Here is an 18444-nt window from a genome sequence, read left to right on the forward strand (position 1 = left end):
ACCAAAACCATTAAAAAAACTAATGATGTTTCTAAAATTTAATAATTTTTATTTTATATCTTTGCAGCGTATCCTGCATCAAATTTATGCTTTCATATCTATGGAGAAGACAATGAGATTGGCATCCGCCGTATTAATGAGCAGCGTGTTTTTGTTACTTACGGCATGTACAGAGCAAGCAGCACAAAGTGACGTTGAACAAGTTGTTCGCCCTGTTAAACTTTTCAATATAAACAGTAACTCAGATCAAGCAATCCGCAGCTTCCCCGCTGAAGTTGTGGCTAACCAAGGCTCTTATCTTGCTTTTAGAGTTAACGGAGAGTTACTTGAGTTCCCAGCACTTGCAGGTCAACATGTTGAAAAAGGAGAGCTTTTAGCCAAACTCGATCCAGAAGATTTCGAACTTCAGTATGAAGAGCGTAAAGCACGTTTTGAACTTGCTGAATCGCAACTTGAACGTGTACAGAAATTATTTGACCGCTCCATTGCCAGCCAGTCAGAGTTAGATCAAGCCACTGCCAATAAACAAGTGGCAGAATCTGCAATGAAAATTGCCAAAACCAACCTAGATAACAGTGAATTACGCGCTCCGTTTGCAGGCACTGTCGCAAAAGTATTTGTGAAAAACTTTGAGAATATCCAAGCTAAACAAAATATTCTACGACTTGAAACCCGCGACTTAATGGATGTGGTCATTCAAATACCTGAAAAGCTCATCGCTCGTATAGATAAAGACGTGCAATACCAGCCAGAAGTCGTCTTTGATGGTTATCCAGATAAATCTTATCAGCTGACAATAAAAGAGTTTGATACCCAAGCCGACCCGACTACGCTAACCTATAAAGTAGTATTTTCGTTACCTGTGCCAGAAGATTTTAACCTACTTGCGGGTATGACAGGTCGTGTAGATATTGATTTAAGCAAAATCACTAGCTCACAATCAGCCTACACATTACTGCCAGTTGAAGCGGTATTCTCTGAGCCTACAGAGCCTGAAGGAAAGAATAGTTATGTATGGGTTTTTGATGAAAATAGCGGCCAAGTACATAAACGAGCTGTAAAAGTCGGGCAATTACACCGCGATGGAATTGAAGTACTTTCAGGCATTGAAAAAGGCCAAACAGTTGTCGCGGCAGGCGTTCACTTTTTAGAAGAAGGTATGAAAGTTCGTCCATGGCAAAAAGAGCGAGGCTTATAATGAGTTTTGCAGCACTGGCCATTGAACGTAAAGTCGTAAGCTGGATGTTTGCCCTGTTTCTGCTAATTGGTGGCACAGTGGCCTATTTTGGCTTAGGACAACTTGAAGACCCTGAGTTCACTTTAAAAAAAGCGATGGTGATCACCGTATACCCAGGCGCATCTCCCCAGCAAGTTGAAGAAGAGGTCACCTTTCCTATAGAAAATGCCATTCAACAACTCCCCTATGTTGATTATGTAACAAGTATTTCATCTCCTGGTAAGTCGCAAATAACCGTTGAGATGAAAAGTAGTTATCGCAAACAAGACCTACGTCAAATTTGGGATGAACTGCGCCGAAAAATTAATGATCAAGCATCGTCAATGCCTTCTGGGGTATACCCTAGCAAGATCATGGATGATTTTGGGGATGTATACGGTGTAATGTACGCCGTAACCGGTGACGGCTATTCTTATGATGAACTCAAAGATTACGTTGATTATTTAAAGCGCGAACTGGTACTGGTCGAGGGTGTGAGCAAAGTCACCATAGGCGGTGAGCAACAAGCCCAAGTAATGGTTGAAATCTCTACGCGTAAACTTGCCCAGCTGGGTATTTCACCAAACCGTATTTACCAACTGTTACAGACTCAAAATAGCGTCTCTAATGCGGGTAAAGTACGTGTGGGTGATGAATCAATTCGTTTACACCCGACGGGTGAATTCAAGGATGTTAAAGAGCTTGAAAGCCTGCTTATTTCAAAGCCAGGTGAAAACGAACTTATTTACCTAGGTGATGTAGCAACCGTGTTTCGTGAATATGCCGAAGTCCCCACCAACATCATTCGCTACAATCAACAACAGGCTTTATTGGTAGGCGTGTCTTTCAGCTCAGGCGTTAACGTTGTTGATGTAGGCATGAACATTGATGAGCACTTAGCTTCTCTAGAATACCAACGCCCCCATGGTATGGAAATTAACAGTGTATATAATCAACCTGCTGAAGTTGAAAAGTCTGTCAGTGGCTTTATTATCAGCTTACTTGAAGCTGTTGCCATTGTAATTGTCGTGCTGCTGCTCTTTATGGGCTTTAAAAGTGGTGTGTTAATTGGCGTTATTTTGCTTTTGACCGTACTGGGTACTTTCATATTCATGAAGTTATTTGCCATCGATTTGCAGCGTATTTCACTGGGTGCGTTAATCATTGCGCTCGGTATGTTGGTTGATAATGCAATTGTTGTCACCGAAGGCATACTCATCAACCTAAAGCGCGGGCAAACAAAACTACAAGCCGCAACCAATATTGTTAATCAAACAAAATGGCCTTTGTTAGGTGCAACGGTTATTGCGATTACTGCATTTGCTCCGATTGGTTTAAGCTCAGATGCAAGTGGTGAATTTGCCGGAAGCCTTTTCTGGGTACTCTTTATTTCATTATTACTTAGTTGGATTACCGCAATTACACTTACTCCTTTCTTTGCTGATTTAATGTTTAAACAAGCGAAAGAGAAAGAACCGCACCATGACGAAGACCCCTACCAAGGCGTGATTTTTAATGTGTATGAAAGTGTTCTTCACACCTCTATGCGTTATAGGAAAACCACCCTTCTGGTTATGGTTGTGATGTTAGTCAGTGCGGTGTTTGGTTTTAAGTTTATAAAGCAATCATTCTTCCCAGCATCAAACACACCGATGTTTTATGTTGATTACTGGCAAACACAAGGTACTGATATACGCAGTACGATAGACGGTGTTGCTAAGCTTGAAAAATTCTTACAAGCAGACCCGCTAGTTGAGGAAATCACCACCACGGTAGGCCAAGGCGCACCGCGCTTTATGTTGACCTACGCACCTGAAAAATCATACCCAGCCTATGGGCAATTGATTATTCGCGTAACAGATCGAGAAGCCGTTACAACCATGATCGAGAAGGTGCGAGATTATCAACACAAACATGTGCTTGACGCCCAACTAAAAGTTAAGCGTATGGAAATTGGCCCGTCGACTGACGCTAAGATTGAAGCGCGTTTTTCGGGTGCTGATCCTGTCATACTTCGTCAATTGGCTAAGCAGGCTAAAGATATACTGCATCAAGATGCAGGTGCATTTAATATTCGTGATGATTGGCGAGCACGTTCGAAACTTATCCGCCCACAGTTTAACGAGCAAAAAGCGCGTCGCTTGGGTATTGCCAAATCTGATCTAGACCAGCTACTACTCACCAGCTTATCAGGCAAGCAAGTTGGTGTTTATAAAGATGGCACACAAATGCTACCTATCATTGCTCGCTCACCTGCGGAAGAGCGTTTAAACGTTGAGAGCTTACGTGACTTACAAATTTACAGCCCTGTACTAGGTGTATTTGTGCCAGTGACACAGGTGGTTGATGACTTTGTGGTTGAGTGGGAAGACAGCCTCATCATGCGTCGCGATCGCAAACGCACTATTACAGTCATGGCTGATCATGATGTTATTGGCGATGAAACCCCAGCCAAGCTGTTCGCCCGTGTCCGTAAAGATATTGAAGCTATTGATTTACCACGTGGTTATGAGCTGCAATGGGGCGGTGAATATGAATCATCAACAGACGCCCAAAAAGCAATTTTTGGCTCATTGCCTCTTGGCTACCTAGCTATGTTTGCCATTACTGTATTGTTATTCAACTCAGTGAAGCAGCCTCTCGTCATTTGGGCAACCGTGCCGCTTGCCATTGTTGGTGTCAGCGCAGGCTTATTGCTAATGAATGCGGCTTTTAGCTTTATGGCTCTACTGGGCTTACTCAGCTTAAGCGGTATGTTAATTAAAAATGGTATCGTCTTGGTTGATCAAATAAATATTGAACTAGATAGTGGCAAAGAACCATACAAAGCGGTATTCGATTCAGGCGTGAGTCGTGTTCGTCCTGTTGCTATGGCTGCAATCACCACCATTTTAGGGATGATCCCACTGTTATTTGATGTGTTCTTCCAATCAATGGCTGTAACCATTATGTTTGGTCTAGGTTTTGCGACAATACTCACGCTTATCGTCGTGCCTGTTCTGTACACTATGCTGTTCAAAATCAAGGTGCCTAAACAGCGTCATAGCAGCTAGATACGCTCGCTTTAAGTATCCCTTGAAAAGTCGTTTTCAAGGGATACTCTACTCTACAAACTAATAGTATTTATAACCAATTAACTGCTCTATACGATAAGCAATCGCTATTAATTCTTTCTCACTTAATGAGCCACCTGTAACTGATAGCCCAACAGGCATATGATGCACTTTCCCCATGGGCAGAGTTAAGTGAGGGTACCCCGAAACAGCAGGATAACTAGAAAAGCTGCCAGTAAAGTGATCGCCATTAATGCGATCTATTGACCAAGCAGGGGTTAGAGTAACGGTAATAATGGCATCAAGGTCATGCTCCTTGAGCATTTTATCTAGACCGTCTTCTCTGGTCGCTTGGTGAACATTTTGCAATGCCTTTATGTAACTTGGGTCAGTTAACTTGGCTTTTTTCTGAGACTTCTCAAAGATCTCTTGTTGGAAATAAGGCATTTCGTGGGCTGCGTGTGTTTGATTAAATTCGATTAATTTTTTCAGTGTCAGTGTATTGTACTCATTTGGTAATTGAGCGAGGTAGTCGTTTAACGTCGCTTTGAATTCATACAGCAATACATCATAGCTATCTTGATAAAAATTAGCATAAGGCTCTGTCGATAAGCCTTCGACTAATACAGCTCCCTCTTTTTCAAGTACCTTTTTAGTCTTATTGAAAAGTAACTCAACGTGCTCATGAGCGAGTGGCGCAGCATAAAGCACGCCTAAGCGTTTTCCTTTTAGAGAATGTTTTGAAGTTTCAGGCATATAGTCATCGTTCATGCGCTCTTTGGCTATTTTTGTTGCAGCGTCTTTATCATCAACACCTTGCATCACTGAAAGTAAAATAGCTGCATCAATAACCGAACGCGTCATAGGGCCTGCGGTATCTTGCGTATGTGAAATTGGCACAATACCAGTGCGACTTAACAAACCCACTGTGGGCTTGATGCCAACGATCCCATTTGCAGAAGACGGACAAGTAATTGAGCCATTGGTTTCAGTGCCAATCGCTGCCACGCTTAAAAATGCTGCAACAGCTGCACCAGAGCCAGAACTAGAGCCACATGTAGAGCGATTTAAATCATGAGGATTACGTGTTTGGCCACCAATCGCACTCCACCCAGACGATGAACGCTCAGAACGCATATTAGCCCATTCGCTTAAGTTTGTTTTACCTAAAATAATGGCACCTGCATTTCTAAGCTTGGCGATAATCGGCGCATCTCTATGTGTAAAGTTATCTTTTAATGCCAACGAGCCTGCCGTTGTCGCCATCTCTTTAGTTTCAATGTTATCTTTTATTAACAGAGGTATGCCGTGTAGAGGACCACGTGTTTTCCCTTTGCTTAACTTTTCATCCAGTTGCTTTGCAATAGCTAAAGCGTTTGGATTCATTGCAATCACTGCATTGAGTTGCGGATTAAGTGTCTCTACTTGCTGAATAAAAAACTGTGTTAATTCAGTTGAAGTTAGCTGATTAGCTTTCATCGCTTGAATGAGTTGTGGAATAGTACTTTGTTGAACAATTTCTTTTATCGCTTGAGACTTTTGCTCTGTAACGGATGTGTTTTCGTTTGCTGATAATTTAAAACTCAAACACATTGTCATTAAAGATACGCCCAATGTTAACTTTACGAGCATGCGCCTAAACGTGTTTTTTCCTGTGTACATTTTTTGCCCCTTTTTTATAATTTTTATAGGGTTGTTCTGGCAATTACTGCTGCATTGTTCTACTTCTACGCAAGAGCAATCTACAACTTTTAACGCAGTGAGCGTCAAATTAACCCTCTAAAATGATTAAGTATTTTTGCAGATTAGTATCAGTACCGATTTATAGTCTACCCTGATTAGAATGAAGGGCGCTAGTTTTAAGGCTTTAAATATCGAAAAGTAAATAACGAATGGGTGTGGGCTGTTATGCTAAAATATGCTGAATTGGGGCAATGCTAGAGACACCCAGCATTGCTCCATTTTTAGTAGGCTTAAACCTTAAAGAAACTTATAAGTTTAACCATAGCTTGTGTTTGATTTTCAAGTAGTCGCGTTTGTTTGCTGATATCACTTAAGCTCGATGCGTTATCATCCGCAAGCGCCTTTATTTTCACAACATTCGCATCGACTTCTGCGGCAACAGATGACTGCTCTTCAGCCCCTACCGCAACTTGATTGTTGGCCTCAACGATATCGTTAATCGAATACACAATTTTCTCAAGTGATGCGGTCGAATCATTTGTTAAAGCTGCAACCATTTGCCCTTTTTCATTTGATGTTTTCATAACATCAACGACATTGTCAGCACCAAGCTTGATTGCTTCGATAATGTTGGTGATCTCGCTAATAGAGTCTTGAGTGCGCTGTGCCAGCGTGCGTACCTCGTCAGCAACCACGGCAAAACCACGCCCCTGCTCACCGGCACGGGCCGCTTCAATGGCTGCATTCAAGGCAAGTAGATTGGTTTGATCTGCTATATTGCGGATCACATCTAATATCCCTTCAATGTTAGCTGTATTTGAGCTTAAGCTTGTGACTACTTCCATCGCATTTAATAACGCATCCGCAAGCTCACTCATTGCAACATCGGTTTGACCCACCACTGCTTTAGACTGTTCTACGCCCTCTTCTGCATTGTGGCTTGTTTGTGAGGCGCCACTTGCACTTTGTGCAATTTGTAACGCGGCTGCAGCCATTTCGTTTATAGCAGTTGCGACCATGTCTGTTTCGAGTTGCTGTTGAGAAACAGAATCTGTTGCGCCCGATACTGAATTCGTTATTTGACAACTTGATGCTTCTATTTCTTTGGTGACTTGAACAACTTGATCTACAACATTACGTAACGCATTCGCCGATTCGCTTAACGCGCTATTTAACTGGCTAAACTCATCGCTGCCTGTAACCTGAATAGTTTGGCTCAAATCACCCTTCGCTATATGAGATGCAAAATCAATAGACAGATTTAACGGCCCCATAATACTGCGAATAATCCACCAGCCAACGGAAATCGCAATGGCAAACGCAATCATCACAACTATAGCCATTATTAACTGCACGGCGTTTTCTCGCTCACTGGCAATCACTTGTTCTTCTTCAACAAGTTTTGATGCTGCCTCTGAAGCGCTGTTAGCAACACGTAACATCTCAGCTTGAATAGCATTTAATTCATCGTAAGTAGCAACCGTCGATTTAAACACTTGATAATAGTGAGTTATATCATCTAATAAGTCATTGAGTAAGGCTTGTGTACTGGCAGCAAGCATTATTTTCTTTAAACTATTAACATTACTTTTAAGTTGGCTAATTTGATTAGAAATATCACTCTCTAGTTGCTGAGTAGGCGCAGTATTATAACGCCACACATTGACACGAATTTCCGCAAAATCGTCCCGTACTTGCTTGGCTTTTAAAAAACGACCAAACTCCGAAAAATCGGATTGATTGGTTGAAAAGTATTGCTCAATGCTGTTTAGCGTCTCGTCTATGCCATTGATGACAGAATGAGCTGCTTGATTAACCTCATCGCGCGCATTGATTTGTTTTTTCTTAGCAGATACGAAACGTTCAAACAATTGCGTGAAATCGTTAATTCCCTGTTTTATTGTATTGACTTGAGTCACACTCTGCTCAACTGCCATTTGGCTTTTAGCCGCATTCAATGTGCTAATTGCTTCTTGCGCTTCGCTCAATACTTTTTTGGTGAAATCAGGGTTTTCCTGAATCATATAATCAGCTTGAGCCAATCGTGATGTATATAAACTTGCATCAGCAAATGTGAGATTTAACATGATGTCTGTTTGTGTTGCTTGAGATTTTAATGAAAATGAAGCGTACACCCCCAACCCCAACATTAAAAACAACACAGCGGCAAACATTGCATAAAGTTTTTGTTTAATAGTCAATTTTTCGTATCCATCAATAAATTCAGTACGAAAATATTATAAACAAAGATTGATAAAAAAATGACAAGAATTTCAATAAAACTATGTTTTCATTAGAAAATAGCCCAAAAAAGGAACTCGCATATTAACCAGCAGCAGACCCTTTATTTATAAAAACCATATAGTCATTTCCAGCTATATTCATCCCATAAAACTAAGCAACTGATAACAATGCTCTTTTAAATGATCTCGCTCTGAGAAGTTTATTTTTTATTCGAAAATCGAGTGCCTAATAAGAAATTACGACCACAACATTTACTTTTTTGAAATTTATGTTAAAAATTAACAGGTGAATATAAAAAAAATGTTACTTAGTATCGCATTTTTTTTCACAGACAGGCATAGTCTGTAGTTATGCCTAAAATCGTTACCGTGCAACAAAGTAAATATAATAAAAATCAAAGGACTATAAACATGTCGGCATTTCAGAATAACATAACTACTTACTGTAATAAGCGCACCAAGCTTAGCCTTGCCGTTTCTACCGCTCTATTGAGCCTGAGCTCATTGTCTGTTTTTGCGCAAAACGCGCCACAAAATGACAGCGATGTCATTAATGAAAAAGATGAGCAAATGGAAGTAATAGAGGTTTCTGGTATCAAGGGAAGCATTTTTAGTGCGCAAAACCTTAAACGTTACGCAGATACAGTTAAAGATGTCATAACCGCGTCGGATATTGGCGCGCTACCTGACAAATCGGTTACAGAAGCATTACAGCGTGTTCCTGGGGTAACCATCGAACGATTTGCGTCTTCAGACGATCCTAAACATTATGCTGATGAAGGAACTGGCGTACTTGTTCGTGGCCTAGACCGTGTTCGTTCTGAGGTCAATGGCAGAGATGCATTTAGCGCGAACTCTTCTGGCGGGCTAAGCTATGAAGACTTTCCTGCGGAGTTATTAGGCGCAGTGGAAGTTGTAAAAAATCAAACCGCCGACCTAACAGCAGGTGGCGTTGCGGGTACCGTAAACCTCATTACCAGAAAACCTTTTGATTCTACAGATCAGTTAATATCATTTAATGCCAAAGCAAATTATGGCGATTTTAGAGAAGAAACCACGCCCTCTTTCTCTGCGCTATTTTCAGATAACTGGGAAACACAGGCAGGTAAATTTGGTTTCTTAATTGCGGCTTCATCGAGTGAATATAAAACCCGTGGTGACGGTGTTGGCTTAGGAAACTACCACTCTCGTGGTGACTCATTTGTACCTACTCTTGACCAGTGGGGTGGTATTACGGGGGTTGATCCAAATTCACCCGTAGATGGCCCTGCACTGCCAGGACAACCTGCTGCTAGCACGTGGCATGTACCGGTAGCTATTCATATGAGCACAGCAGAAAATGATCGCAAAAGAAAAGGCTTAACAACCTCCTTTCAATGGGCAAATAGTGATGACACGATTATTGCAACCGTTGAGCATATTCGTTCAAAAGCTTCTTTAGAATGGAATGAAAGACAATTGGGTCAGGCCGCACAAGGTTTTAAAGGCTTCATGGGATCTTCTCAAAACTGGCAAGATGATAGCGAGAATGGCTACCCACTCACGGTAGACGATAACTTTGTTACGTCGGGAGTTGTACTTGGTGTTAGCCCTGAAACCCCATTCTTTTACCGTAGTCGCTGGAACCATAATGAAAATACCGTTGAAGATACTTCATTTAATTTAAAGCTCAAACCAACAGACAGATTAAGCATGGAGTTTGATTACCAGCACGTCGATTCTGAAAAAGTAGTTCATAACTACAGTATGTCGGCACAAACTCGCGGTAATCATGTTCATGCGGTACTTCCTTATTACCTTGATACACGAGGCTCAAGACCAAGCGTTGAATTTTTAAGTAATAATATTTTAACTGCGGGCTGGTCACCCAATGAAGATTGGGACGGACCCGTTCCGAATACTTTTCTAGGAAGTGGTATGGAGCAAGAAGAGCACAATACCGCTAAAGCAAACAGCTATAAATTAGATTTTAAATACGAACTTGATGGTAGCTTTACCAGTGTGCAAGCTGGTGCCTATTACTCAGATAAAGACCTAACGGTACGCGATACTGCTTATGAAGGCTGGTCGGCAATCGGCACGCCATGGATACAAGCAGACCGAAATGCTGCAGCAGCTATTAACCGCCCCGAACTGTTCGAGCGTGTTGATTTCTCTGACTATTATCATGGCCAAGTACTGCAAGGCGATGTGAATAGCTTCCTTTTCCCTAGTATGGATCTGGTAAAAAATTACGCTGACTCACTTCGTCAAGGCTGCCAAGATGGTTGGCATAATGCTACCAATAGCGCAGCCAATAACGGTGTTTGCAGTGGCACCTATGTGCCTTATGAAGACAAACCTAACCGTGTTGAAGGTCCGTTTGCAGCTCATAATATTAGCTCAACCAATGAAAAACGTAGCGAGTTTTATGTGCGTGCAGACTTTGATTTTCTCGTTCAAGACCTACCTGTTGTAGGTAATGTAGGCCTGCGTTACGTGAACTACCAATTAGAGTCAACCGGTGCATTTGTACAACCCATGGAAATAAAGCGTGGCGAGCCTGGCACCTCACTAAATGAAGTAATGCAACAACCTGAATATAAACGCTACTACGATATTGCAACTGGGGAGTCTACTTTAAATACAGTCGAAGGCACTGATTACAGTACCGTTCTACCAAGTTTTAACTTTAGCGTGGCATTAACAGATGATGTGGTTATTCGTTTTGGTGCCTCTAAAGCACTTTACTTTCCCAACCTGATTGATACCCGAAATATAAACATCGTAAACCTTGATTATACTCGCCGCTTACAAACCCCTGGCGCTGATTATGACGAAGTTAATAATCCTGTTGTAGCTTTGGATGATATTGAACTGACAGCCCTATCTGGCAATCCCAATTTAAAACCTGAAAAGTCAATCAATACAGACCTTTCTGCTGAGTGGTATTTTGCCCCTGCCGGTTACGTTACTGTTGGTTTATTCCATAAACGACTCGACGACATAATTCGCAGCCGTGCATTTGATTTAAATGCAAACTTCAATGGTGAAGACTATGCAATTTCGGCCTACGGACCAGCCAATACAGGTTCAGGTACTATTCGTGGTGCTGAATTCGCTTACTCTCAATTTTACGATATGCTGCCAGGTGCATGGAGCGGACTTGGTTTACAATTTAACTACACCTACATCGACCAAAACGGCTTAGAAGATCCCAATGAAGTATCGACCGGCACACTCGGGTTTGATGAAAGCGGTAACCCAATCACTGACAACCGAAATACATTCCGTGTATTTAGTGGTTTGCCACTTCAAGGCTATTCAGACCAAAACATGAATATTGTCGGTATGTACGAGTACGAAAACATTTCGTTTCGTTTAGCTTATACTTGGCGCTCAGAATACCTGTTGACCTTAAGAGAGTCAGAAGAGTACGTGCCAGCCTATGTAAAACCAGCAGGCATGATGGATGCGAGTATTTACTACACGCTGAATGAACATTGGAAAATTGGTTTCGAAGCAAGTAATTTACTCGACACAGAAACTAAAACAGAATATCAAATGGACCAAGCAGGCACCCGCACAGATGCCCTAAGCTTTACGACTGACCGTATGTACGCACTTAGCGTACGAGCTACTTTTTAATTAATGTTAGCCCATCTGGTATTGATTAGATGGGCTTTTAAATTATAAAAGTTTTAAGCAAACTTATGGAATTACACATACCGGTCGATGTGCTTTTAATCTCCACTTCCTCCCAAATCATTTCCCCCGTCTCCCCCTATGAAATCAACACTGTTACTCAACATAGAATTTGAACTAGGAGAACTACTCACATATTCTTTTTCAATTTCTTGATAATCGTATTGAGTTCCAAACCTACTAGACTCAAATGACTGCCTATCAACAAACATAAAACAAGCAAGATACGAGTATTTTTGATTCAACTTATGTCTGGTTATTGTTGCTTCTATTTGACTTGGGGTGCAACCATTAAAGCTCCCATAATCTTTTTTCAGAAGTTTTGGTAGCTTTATCAAATATTGTTTTATCGCCTTTTTTTTAAAATAATTGAAATACATTGCTTAACTCTTTTTCACATATTCTGGTATATAAAAACTTTTTTGCCATGGAATAGAAAAATTATCATTGAAGTGGTTTATAGATAAGTTTGCATAACTAACCCCATTTTTTTCTGCCAGTTTAATACTGAAGATATTATCCCAAGGCAATAAAACAGGCGGTTTTTTCCGATAGCAAAGAAAATATAATAATATTCCTTCATCATTTACACTAACCCACATGGGTTGATTAGTATCTGACAAAACTCCGACCCCTTTGAGCCAATTAGACATACATGAAAATGGCTTTATTTCCTTCTGGACAATCAGTTGAGTTGCGATCTTATCGACAGCAACCTGCCTCACTTTTCGGCCACCTTTTGGATAAAAGTAAACCAGCCCACAAAAACCAATAAAAAATAAGGAAGCAAATAATAGAGAGTTAAACCAATTAAATATTAAAAATGAAAGTACAAACGCACTAATCATTAACACCACTAAATTTAAAGCTGCACTTTGTATCAACGCTTTCATTAATGCTAACCTTACCTGAACTTACATTTTTATAATAAATAAAAATTTTATACATGTGTTTAAGTTGTTTGTTGTCTAATCAATTTCTCAAGTAGTTTGAGGAGAAGAGCACTGAGCAGATCATCCAATTGAATTTGGCACCAAGTGGTTTTTCATTGAGCCATTGTTTATTGAAAACAAAATCCCAAGCTCCATAACCAGATAAAGCAAAAGTGTCAAATTGGTTGTAAAGAAACAATAAACACATCGTGTTCGCTGGATTCTTCTATAAAATCAATTGCTTTTTTGCTTGTCAATTCAGGTGATGTGTTAAGTTCTTCAACTCTATCCCAGATACAATCAAGTCTCATTTCAAACTCGGGATTGTGCCAGATACCACCTTCGATTCTAGAAACAATATAACTTTTTTCATAGCTATATCTACAAACGTCTTTAGCAGCCTCAGTAGTCAACTTCATTACATTATTTCCCTGTAAATCAAAAAAATCCGAACATTTTGAGTACCTAATATTTCTATCAAACATTATTGTTCCCCTTTCCATTTGATTCAGCTATTAAGAATCCTATTAGGGTCACTTTTATCACTGATATGAGTAACCTCGCTTGTATTGTCATTCACCACAACGTGCCCACCATCTTTAGTACCATACACAGAGGCAGGGTCACTTTCGCCAGACTCATTAAAAGAACTTATAGCATCAACAGTATTTTTAGCAATTGACTCAAGTACCCCTCTACATCTACTAGAGAAAGAGCAAAGCCCGTAGCAATAACACCAACCGTTATTGGGTTAAAAATGCCTTGTGAGATTCACCATCTGGGTTGGTAAATTTGTACGGGTTATTATTTGCCTAAGCATATCGATTGAAACCATGAACAATGCCATTTTCTGTATTAGCATGATCTATCACACCAATCGGATTTTTTCATTGAGCCACTGTTCACTTGAAACAAAAGCCCAAGCCAGCTCCTCCAGAAAAAATAAAGCCCCGCGACTGCGAGGCTTTGGATTTAAAGTACAAATGTGCTATTCAACTCTATAGCAAGCTGATTTTTCTTTGTTAAAATATTCAGTATTAGCTCGGTAATTTTGTGGAACTTTCAAGTTAATATCCAATAAACTAGCCTTTTCAAGTTGATGCTTAAATGCATCTTCATCAAATGGACCATCAACTTGATCACTGTTTAAATTGATAATCCAATACTCTTTTGATTCAGAATAGTGTGTAATTATAGTGGGAATTCCGCTTTTATTATAACAATCAATGCTTTCAGCGACCATTCTCAGCACCAAAAGGAAGCCTTTTTCCTCTACTACATCAACAACTTGATCAGGAATAATAACTGTATTTTTTATTTTATTAACAAAATATTGGTGATCCTTATCAGCATCAACAAACTTTATGTTTGAGTTCGCTCTATCTTGACCACAAGCAGTTAAAAAACCGACCATAAAGGTTAAAAGTAAAGTTAATTTTATTTTCATATTTTTACCTTCAGCCCCTAGCAAATTAGGAAAATGAACCTCAACTTTGGTAATAAACTTCATTAGGTAACGATTGAATACAATCACCCAGCCACCTGAGCCAGAAAAAAGAGCCCCGCGAGTGCGAGGCATGGCATGGCATGGCATGGCATGGCATTAAAATACTTTGGAAACTTATCCTAACAAACTTAATCTGAATAAAAGTCAAAAACAACTGTTAGGCCAGCATTGTTCATCTTTTGATAAATTCTATTATCAAGAATAAAGCTTCCTTGTCCATTATCAGAACTTAACATACAGAAAACATCCACATCGCACATCGAACGGATAGAACCGAGTTCGCTTGCATTGTAAATCTCCAAAATTTTCATTAAGCAATCCTGCATATTCTCGTTACCCAAATCAATTTCTAGGTTCCACTGAGTATGTGGTCTCGATCTTTTGGCTTTTCCAAATTCCTGTCCTTTTGTAAACCCTTTTGATGGCTCTCCCATTACAGTACAGATTTCTTCTAAAGACAATTTATCAGATTTAATCCGTAAGGTAGCTTTGCATTCAAGCATAACTAGTTTCCTTTTTCATCTTCAATATTACCAATACTATCACCTAAACCACCGTCTTCAGTTTGAGGGAACACTTCTCCACAATTATTGCAAACTTCGACGTCTGGGTTATTTGATAAATTTGCATTTCCTTTAACGCCATGAATTGCATCTTTTACTTCCTTTGGCTTCAAACCATGCGCTTTGTCTATTTTACCTGGTTTATTAGAAGTATCACCACCGCAAGTGGGCCAATCACCAACTTGTGGTTTAGTTTGCCCTTTATTTTCAGAATTAGCAGACTCATTAAACACTCCAATGATGCTAACAGCAGTACCTATAACCATTCCTGTTGGGTTTCTGGTGATTGCAAAACGACCTGCTTTAGACATTGCTTTTTGATGTTGCTTGATAGAAACACCCATAGGGCGATTGAGGTAGCTTTCCGCCGCCATACCATCAGGGTCTATATATTTATAAGGGTTGTTGTTTGCGTATGCGTACCTATTAAACCCATGGATATTCCCTTGACTAAGAAATGTTGCGGCATCAACAGGATCATTCGAATAAAAACGACCTATGACTGGATCATATTATCGAGCTTGCATATAAATTAGTACGAACTACGATCCCATAAATTTACAGCCAACTATTGAACAATGATCCTCAAACACAATATTTTTTTAAATTAGAGTTTTAATATCAACAAACCAGAAAAATAAAGCCCCGCGAGTACGAGGCTTTGGACTTAAAATAAATTGTCAAAAATCGCATTTCTGACAAACTGATTTACTACTTCCTTACTAACCGTATTGTTCACTCCTTGAACTGAGAATTTGAAATGATTTTAGAGAACTAAAAGCTAGGGCAAAATTATATGATCCTTACCATTCATAAAAAGGCTTTAGTTCCCAAACCCATTCACCCACTGTTAAGAAAAAAAGTGCTAAGCAAAATACTGAAAATAACAATATTTTTAATGCGGCCTCTGTGGCATACGATAGAATGGATGGTGATGTCACTTTTGATCTAATAACTTTTAAAAGCTCATCAATCAAGTTAAATGCTGCAAGACCCCCAAAGATTAAAAAGATACCTACAATCCGACTGATACTGACGCCTTCCAGCACAAAACTTGCTACCCCCATCCAAATGCACAGTACAAATACTGAAAAATGAAATGCAGCATCAATTGAATTATCAGTTCGCTTGATAGTACTTTTATCCTTACTACCTATCAAATACAGAATGCTCAGCACAATCTTTGAGTAAAACCCCTTAGAGAAAGCACTTTGATCTGTACCATAGTTAATTATAAAACCATCAACAATCACGTATAGCACTACTAAAAATAATATATGCAACAGTGCTATACGGTTGTAATAAACGTGTGTACTAGTCGACAATATACTGCCCATCTTTATTAACTTTAACCTTCGGCTTACCAACTGATGTCCCCACTCTCATCCTTGGGTAAAGAGTTTTAGCTCCTTGCATGACTGCCATCCCCTTTTTTCTCCGCAATCAGCTTTCCACCTAAATAGTAATAATCTACATGCTCACCATTTACTTGGCGGTACATTAACTTACCATTACTTGCATAAAACGAATAGCTTATGCCTGTCGAGCCGACTTCTTTTACCCGCTTATTATTGCCATCATACGTATAGGAGTAACCATCACTCTCTACCAGCTGATCTGCTGTATTATAAACAAACCCTCGTTTGCCATTGTCTGTAACGTTGCCTTTGTCATCGTAACTAAAATCGTAGCTTTTACTTCCTGTTACATAGTCAAGCTGTTTGCTAGAGCTGTAGTAGTACGTGAAAAGATGAGACCTACCTCTTTTCACTGGTAAGCTATATCTGTACATCAAAGATTGAAATGATTATTCCTAACAAACGATTAATCATTACCGCGAGTGGCAGTTGCTATAAATTGATTGGCGAAGGCCAAAAGGCTCAAGTGCAAATAATTGACTTCGAACTACTTCGCCACGGCTTTTCACCTGAGTAAATAAATCAGTTAAATTTGGCACCAAACGGATTTTCATTGAGGCGTTGCTCACTGAAAACAAACCCATGCCACCAAAGCCATATAAACAAAGCCCAACGAATGCGAGGCTTTGGATTCAAAAATATAACAAGTAATCTAGTCAGAGTAGCTCTCAACTAACAGCGCCCCTTGTATTTTAAATTTACTATGTTTACTTAATATTCAATGGCATTATTGGAAATTTTTTATTTTTATCAACATAATCTTTAACAAGTTTTATTCGTAAATAGAATTCATCTTTAGATAGCGTTACTAACTCTTTTGAAATATTTCCAGCATAATCAGTCTGAAACCTTTCAACAATTAACTTATCTGTATCAACAACTCTTTCGGTTAAGTTCAAATCAGAAGCTAAAGAATGAATTACGAAAGTTACTTGCTTTGCATTATCAATGTTAATCCAATCATAAAGTATGAGGCTTGTAATCTGTCCCGTCATTATTTTTGATAATTCAATCAAAGCATCGCAATCTTTATTCATCGCTTGTGCCTTTAAAGCAATTGAAAATAAGAATAAATAGAAAAACTTTAACATCTTACCAGCCTCCCCAACATTGATCACAATAGTCATTAATTTGATCCTTAATGCTATAAACATCCGAAATCCCTTTAAAGCTCTTGTTTCCTATTTTTAACTTAAAGCTTACGGAACCAAGGGGGGCAGGTCTTGCCTTTTGCCACAATCTTACTTACACGCGAATAGTGTAATTGAAAATAATCACCCACCTATTTCTAAGTATATCCCCCAGATGCATAAGCGGCTTTTATTGCTTCATTTCGATTATCAAATTGCTGAGCGTATTCAGCTAATGGCAATGACTGGTTTCGCCTTTGTTTAAGGGGGACTTCACATAAATCACCTTCTTGCTCTTAAAGTAACGCTAAGTGCTCTTTAACAAATTCATCGTCACCTAAAAAACTTGACTCGATATATCAGTCCAAGGATCCACGCCTTTTCCTTGCTCGACAAATAACGCAAATTTTCGCCTTGCTATCGCTTTAAATTTTCCAAATTGGAGTAACATTTTGTCGATTTCAAGCCATGCTGGAAAGTGTGCTTGACCCATCGTAAAGTGCCAGCTACTTCAAGGCCAATCCGATAAGCTATCTACCATCTTTGCTCTAATTGGATTTAAAACAATATACCTGTTCAACTCTAATAAGTAAGCATCCTTATCAACCAAAATAGCCTTATAGCGCCCCTGAAATAAATGCCCAACATGTTGATGACTTCTATTAAACCATTGTGTATATACCCCGTTTAATTGGCGCATCCCTTTACTTAAATTTGCATCAGGAGTTTCAACTAATAGGTGGTAATGATTACTCATTAAGCAAAATGAATGAATAACCCAGTTATAACGCTCGCATACGTCACCTAAAATCTTTAAGAATCCATCTAAGTCAGCTTCATCTAAATAAATTGGCTTTCATTCATTCCCTCGCGACGTTACATGGTACAAAGCTCCTGCGAACTCTAATCGTAGCGGCCTAGCCATCCTTTCACCTATCAATATTGGTAAATTAATAACTAAAATTAGGCCTTAATTAACGAAAAGGCAAAAAGAAAGACCTGACCCTTTTGCTTT

The 18444-nt window shown here is 39.6% G+C and carries 18 protein-coding genes and 1 pseudogene; 4 read left to right on the forward strand and 15 right to left on the reverse strand.

Going from position 1 to position 18444, the window contains the following annotated elements:
- The first annotated feature begins 112 nt into the window (after positions 1–112).
- Positions 113–1198: an efflux RND transporter periplasmic adaptor subunit gene (locus PAARA_RS05925; protein ID WP_062568127.1), complete on the forward strand. Its 1086-nt coding sequence runs from the start codon at positions 113–115 to the stop codon at positions 1196–1198.
- A complete protein-coding gene (locus PAARA_RS05930; RefSeq protein ID WP_062568128.1) occupies positions 1198–4269 on the forward strand; it encodes an efflux RND transporter permease subunit in 3072 nt (1023 codons plus the stop codon). The genes PAARA_RS05925 and PAARA_RS05930 overlap by 1 nt, the downstream gene beginning before the upstream one ends.
- A gap of 60 nt (positions 4270–4329) precedes the next feature.
- Here PAARA_RS05930 and PAARA_RS05935 read toward each other — a convergent pair whose 3' ends face one another.
- Positions 4330–5931, reverse strand: a complete 1602-nt coding sequence (locus tag PAARA_RS05935; protein ID WP_062568129.1) for an amidase — start codon at positions 5929–5931, stop codon at positions 4330–4332.
- A gap of 311 nt (positions 5932–6242) precedes the next feature.
- Positions 6243–8153, reverse strand: coding sequence for a methyl-accepting chemotaxis protein (locus PAARA_RS05940; protein ID WP_062568130.1), 1911 nt, complete (start codon positions 8151–8153; stop codon positions 6243–6245).
- Between the two features lie 453 nt (positions 8154–8606).
- On the opposite strand from PAARA_RS05940, the gene PAARA_RS05945 reads away from it, so the two are divergent.
- Positions 8607–11822, forward strand: a complete 3216-nt coding sequence (locus PAARA_RS05945) for a TonB-dependent receptor (protein WP_062568131.1) — start codon at positions 8607–8609, stop codon at positions 11820–11822.
- 95 nt (positions 11823–11917) lie between these two features.
- Here PAARA_RS05945 and PAARA_RS05950 read toward each other — a convergent pair whose 3' ends face one another.
- From PAARA_RS05950 to PAARA_RS05985, 10 genes and pseudogenes are all read right to left on the reverse strand, one after another.
- Entirely contained in the window at positions 11918–12259 is a 342-nt protein-coding gene (locus PAARA_RS05950; protein ID WP_062568132.1) for a DUF6559 family protein, read from the reverse strand.
- 3 nt (positions 12260–12262) lie between these two features.
- A complete protein-coding gene (locus PAARA_RS05955; RefSeq protein ID WP_062568133.1) occupies positions 12263–12772 on the reverse strand; it encodes a hypothetical protein in 510 nt (169 codons plus the stop codon).
- Positions 12773–12987: 215 nt separating this feature from the next.
- Positions 12988–13296 (reverse strand): hypothetical protein, encoded by a 309-nt coding sequence (locus tag PAARA_RS05960; RefSeq protein WP_062568134.1) that lies wholly within the window; start codon positions 13294–13296, stop codon positions 12988–12990.
- Between the two features lie 23 nt (positions 13297–13319).
- Complete coding sequence (locus tag PAARA_RS20975) at positions 13320–13490, reverse strand: colicin E5-related ribonuclease (protein WP_157066175.1); 171 nt, start codon at positions 13488–13490, stop codon at positions 13320–13322.
- A 309-nt stretch (positions 13491–13799) separates the two neighbouring features.
- On the reverse strand, positions 13800–14390 hold the full coding sequence (locus tag PAARA_RS05965; protein ID WP_167346336.1) for a DUF3997 domain-containing protein: 591 nt from the start codon (positions 14388–14390) through the stop codon (positions 13800–13802).
- A gap of 56 nt (positions 14391–14446) precedes the next feature.
- Positions 14447–14821 (reverse strand): DUF4279 domain-containing protein, encoded by a 375-nt coding sequence (locus PAARA_RS05970; RefSeq protein WP_062568136.1) that lies wholly within the window; start codon positions 14819–14821, stop codon positions 14447–14449.
- Between the two features lie 2 nt (positions 14822–14823).
- The gene (locus PAARA_RS20660; RefSeq protein ID WP_062568137.1) at positions 14824–15255 is read right to left on the reverse strand and encodes a hypothetical protein; all 432 of its coding nucleotides are present in this window, start codon (positions 15253–15255) and stop codon (positions 14824–14826) included.
- Positions 15256–15306: 51 nt separating this feature from the next.
- Positions 15307–15381, reverse strand: a pseudogene (locus PAARA_RS20980) (hypothetical protein); the annotation flags it as partial.
- A 303-nt stretch (positions 15382–15684) separates the two neighbouring features.
- The gene (locus PAARA_RS05980; RefSeq protein ID WP_245219897.1) at positions 15685–16134 is read right to left on the reverse strand and encodes a hypothetical protein; all 450 of its coding nucleotides are present in this window, start codon (positions 16132–16134) and stop codon (positions 15685–15687) included.
- Between the two features lie 149 nt (positions 16135–16283).
- On the reverse strand, positions 16284–16652 hold the full coding sequence (locus PAARA_RS05985) for a hypothetical protein (RefSeq protein WP_157066169.1): 369 nt from the start codon (positions 16650–16652) through the stop codon (positions 16284–16286).
- 32 nt (positions 16653–16684) lie between these two features.
- Here PAARA_RS05985 and PAARA_RS20885 point away from each other — a divergent pair, with 32 nt between their 5' ends.
- A complete protein-coding gene (locus tag PAARA_RS20885; protein ID WP_276325279.1) occupies positions 16685–16816 on the forward strand; it encodes a hypothetical protein in 132 nt (43 codons plus the stop codon).
- Positions 16817–17006: 190 nt separating this feature from the next.
- Here the strand turns inward: PAARA_RS20885 and PAARA_RS05995 are convergent, their stop codons facing one another.
- From PAARA_RS05995 to PAARA_RS20730, 3 genes are all read right to left on the reverse strand, one after another.
- On the reverse strand, positions 17007–17426 hold the full coding sequence (locus PAARA_RS05995) for a hypothetical protein (protein ID WP_062568140.1): 420 nt from the start codon (positions 17424–17426) through the stop codon (positions 17007–17009).
- Between the two features lie 340 nt (positions 17427–17766).
- Positions 17767–17922, reverse strand: coding sequence for a hypothetical protein (locus PAARA_RS20725; RefSeq protein WP_157066155.1), 156 nt, complete (start codon positions 17920–17922; stop codon positions 17767–17769).
- A gap of 18 nt (positions 17923–17940) precedes the next feature.
- Positions 17941–18279, reverse strand: a complete 339-nt coding sequence (locus tag PAARA_RS20730; RefSeq protein ID WP_209438163.1) for a transposase — start codon at positions 18277–18279, stop codon at positions 17941–17943.
- Positions 18280–18444 lie beyond the last annotated feature (165 nt).

Origin of the sequence: Pseudoalteromonas arabiensis (assembly GCF_001550155.1) — a bacterium.
Classification (GTDB): Bacteria; Pseudomonadota; Gammaproteobacteria; order Enterobacterales; family Alteromonadaceae; genus Pseudoalteromonas; species Pseudoalteromonas arabiensis.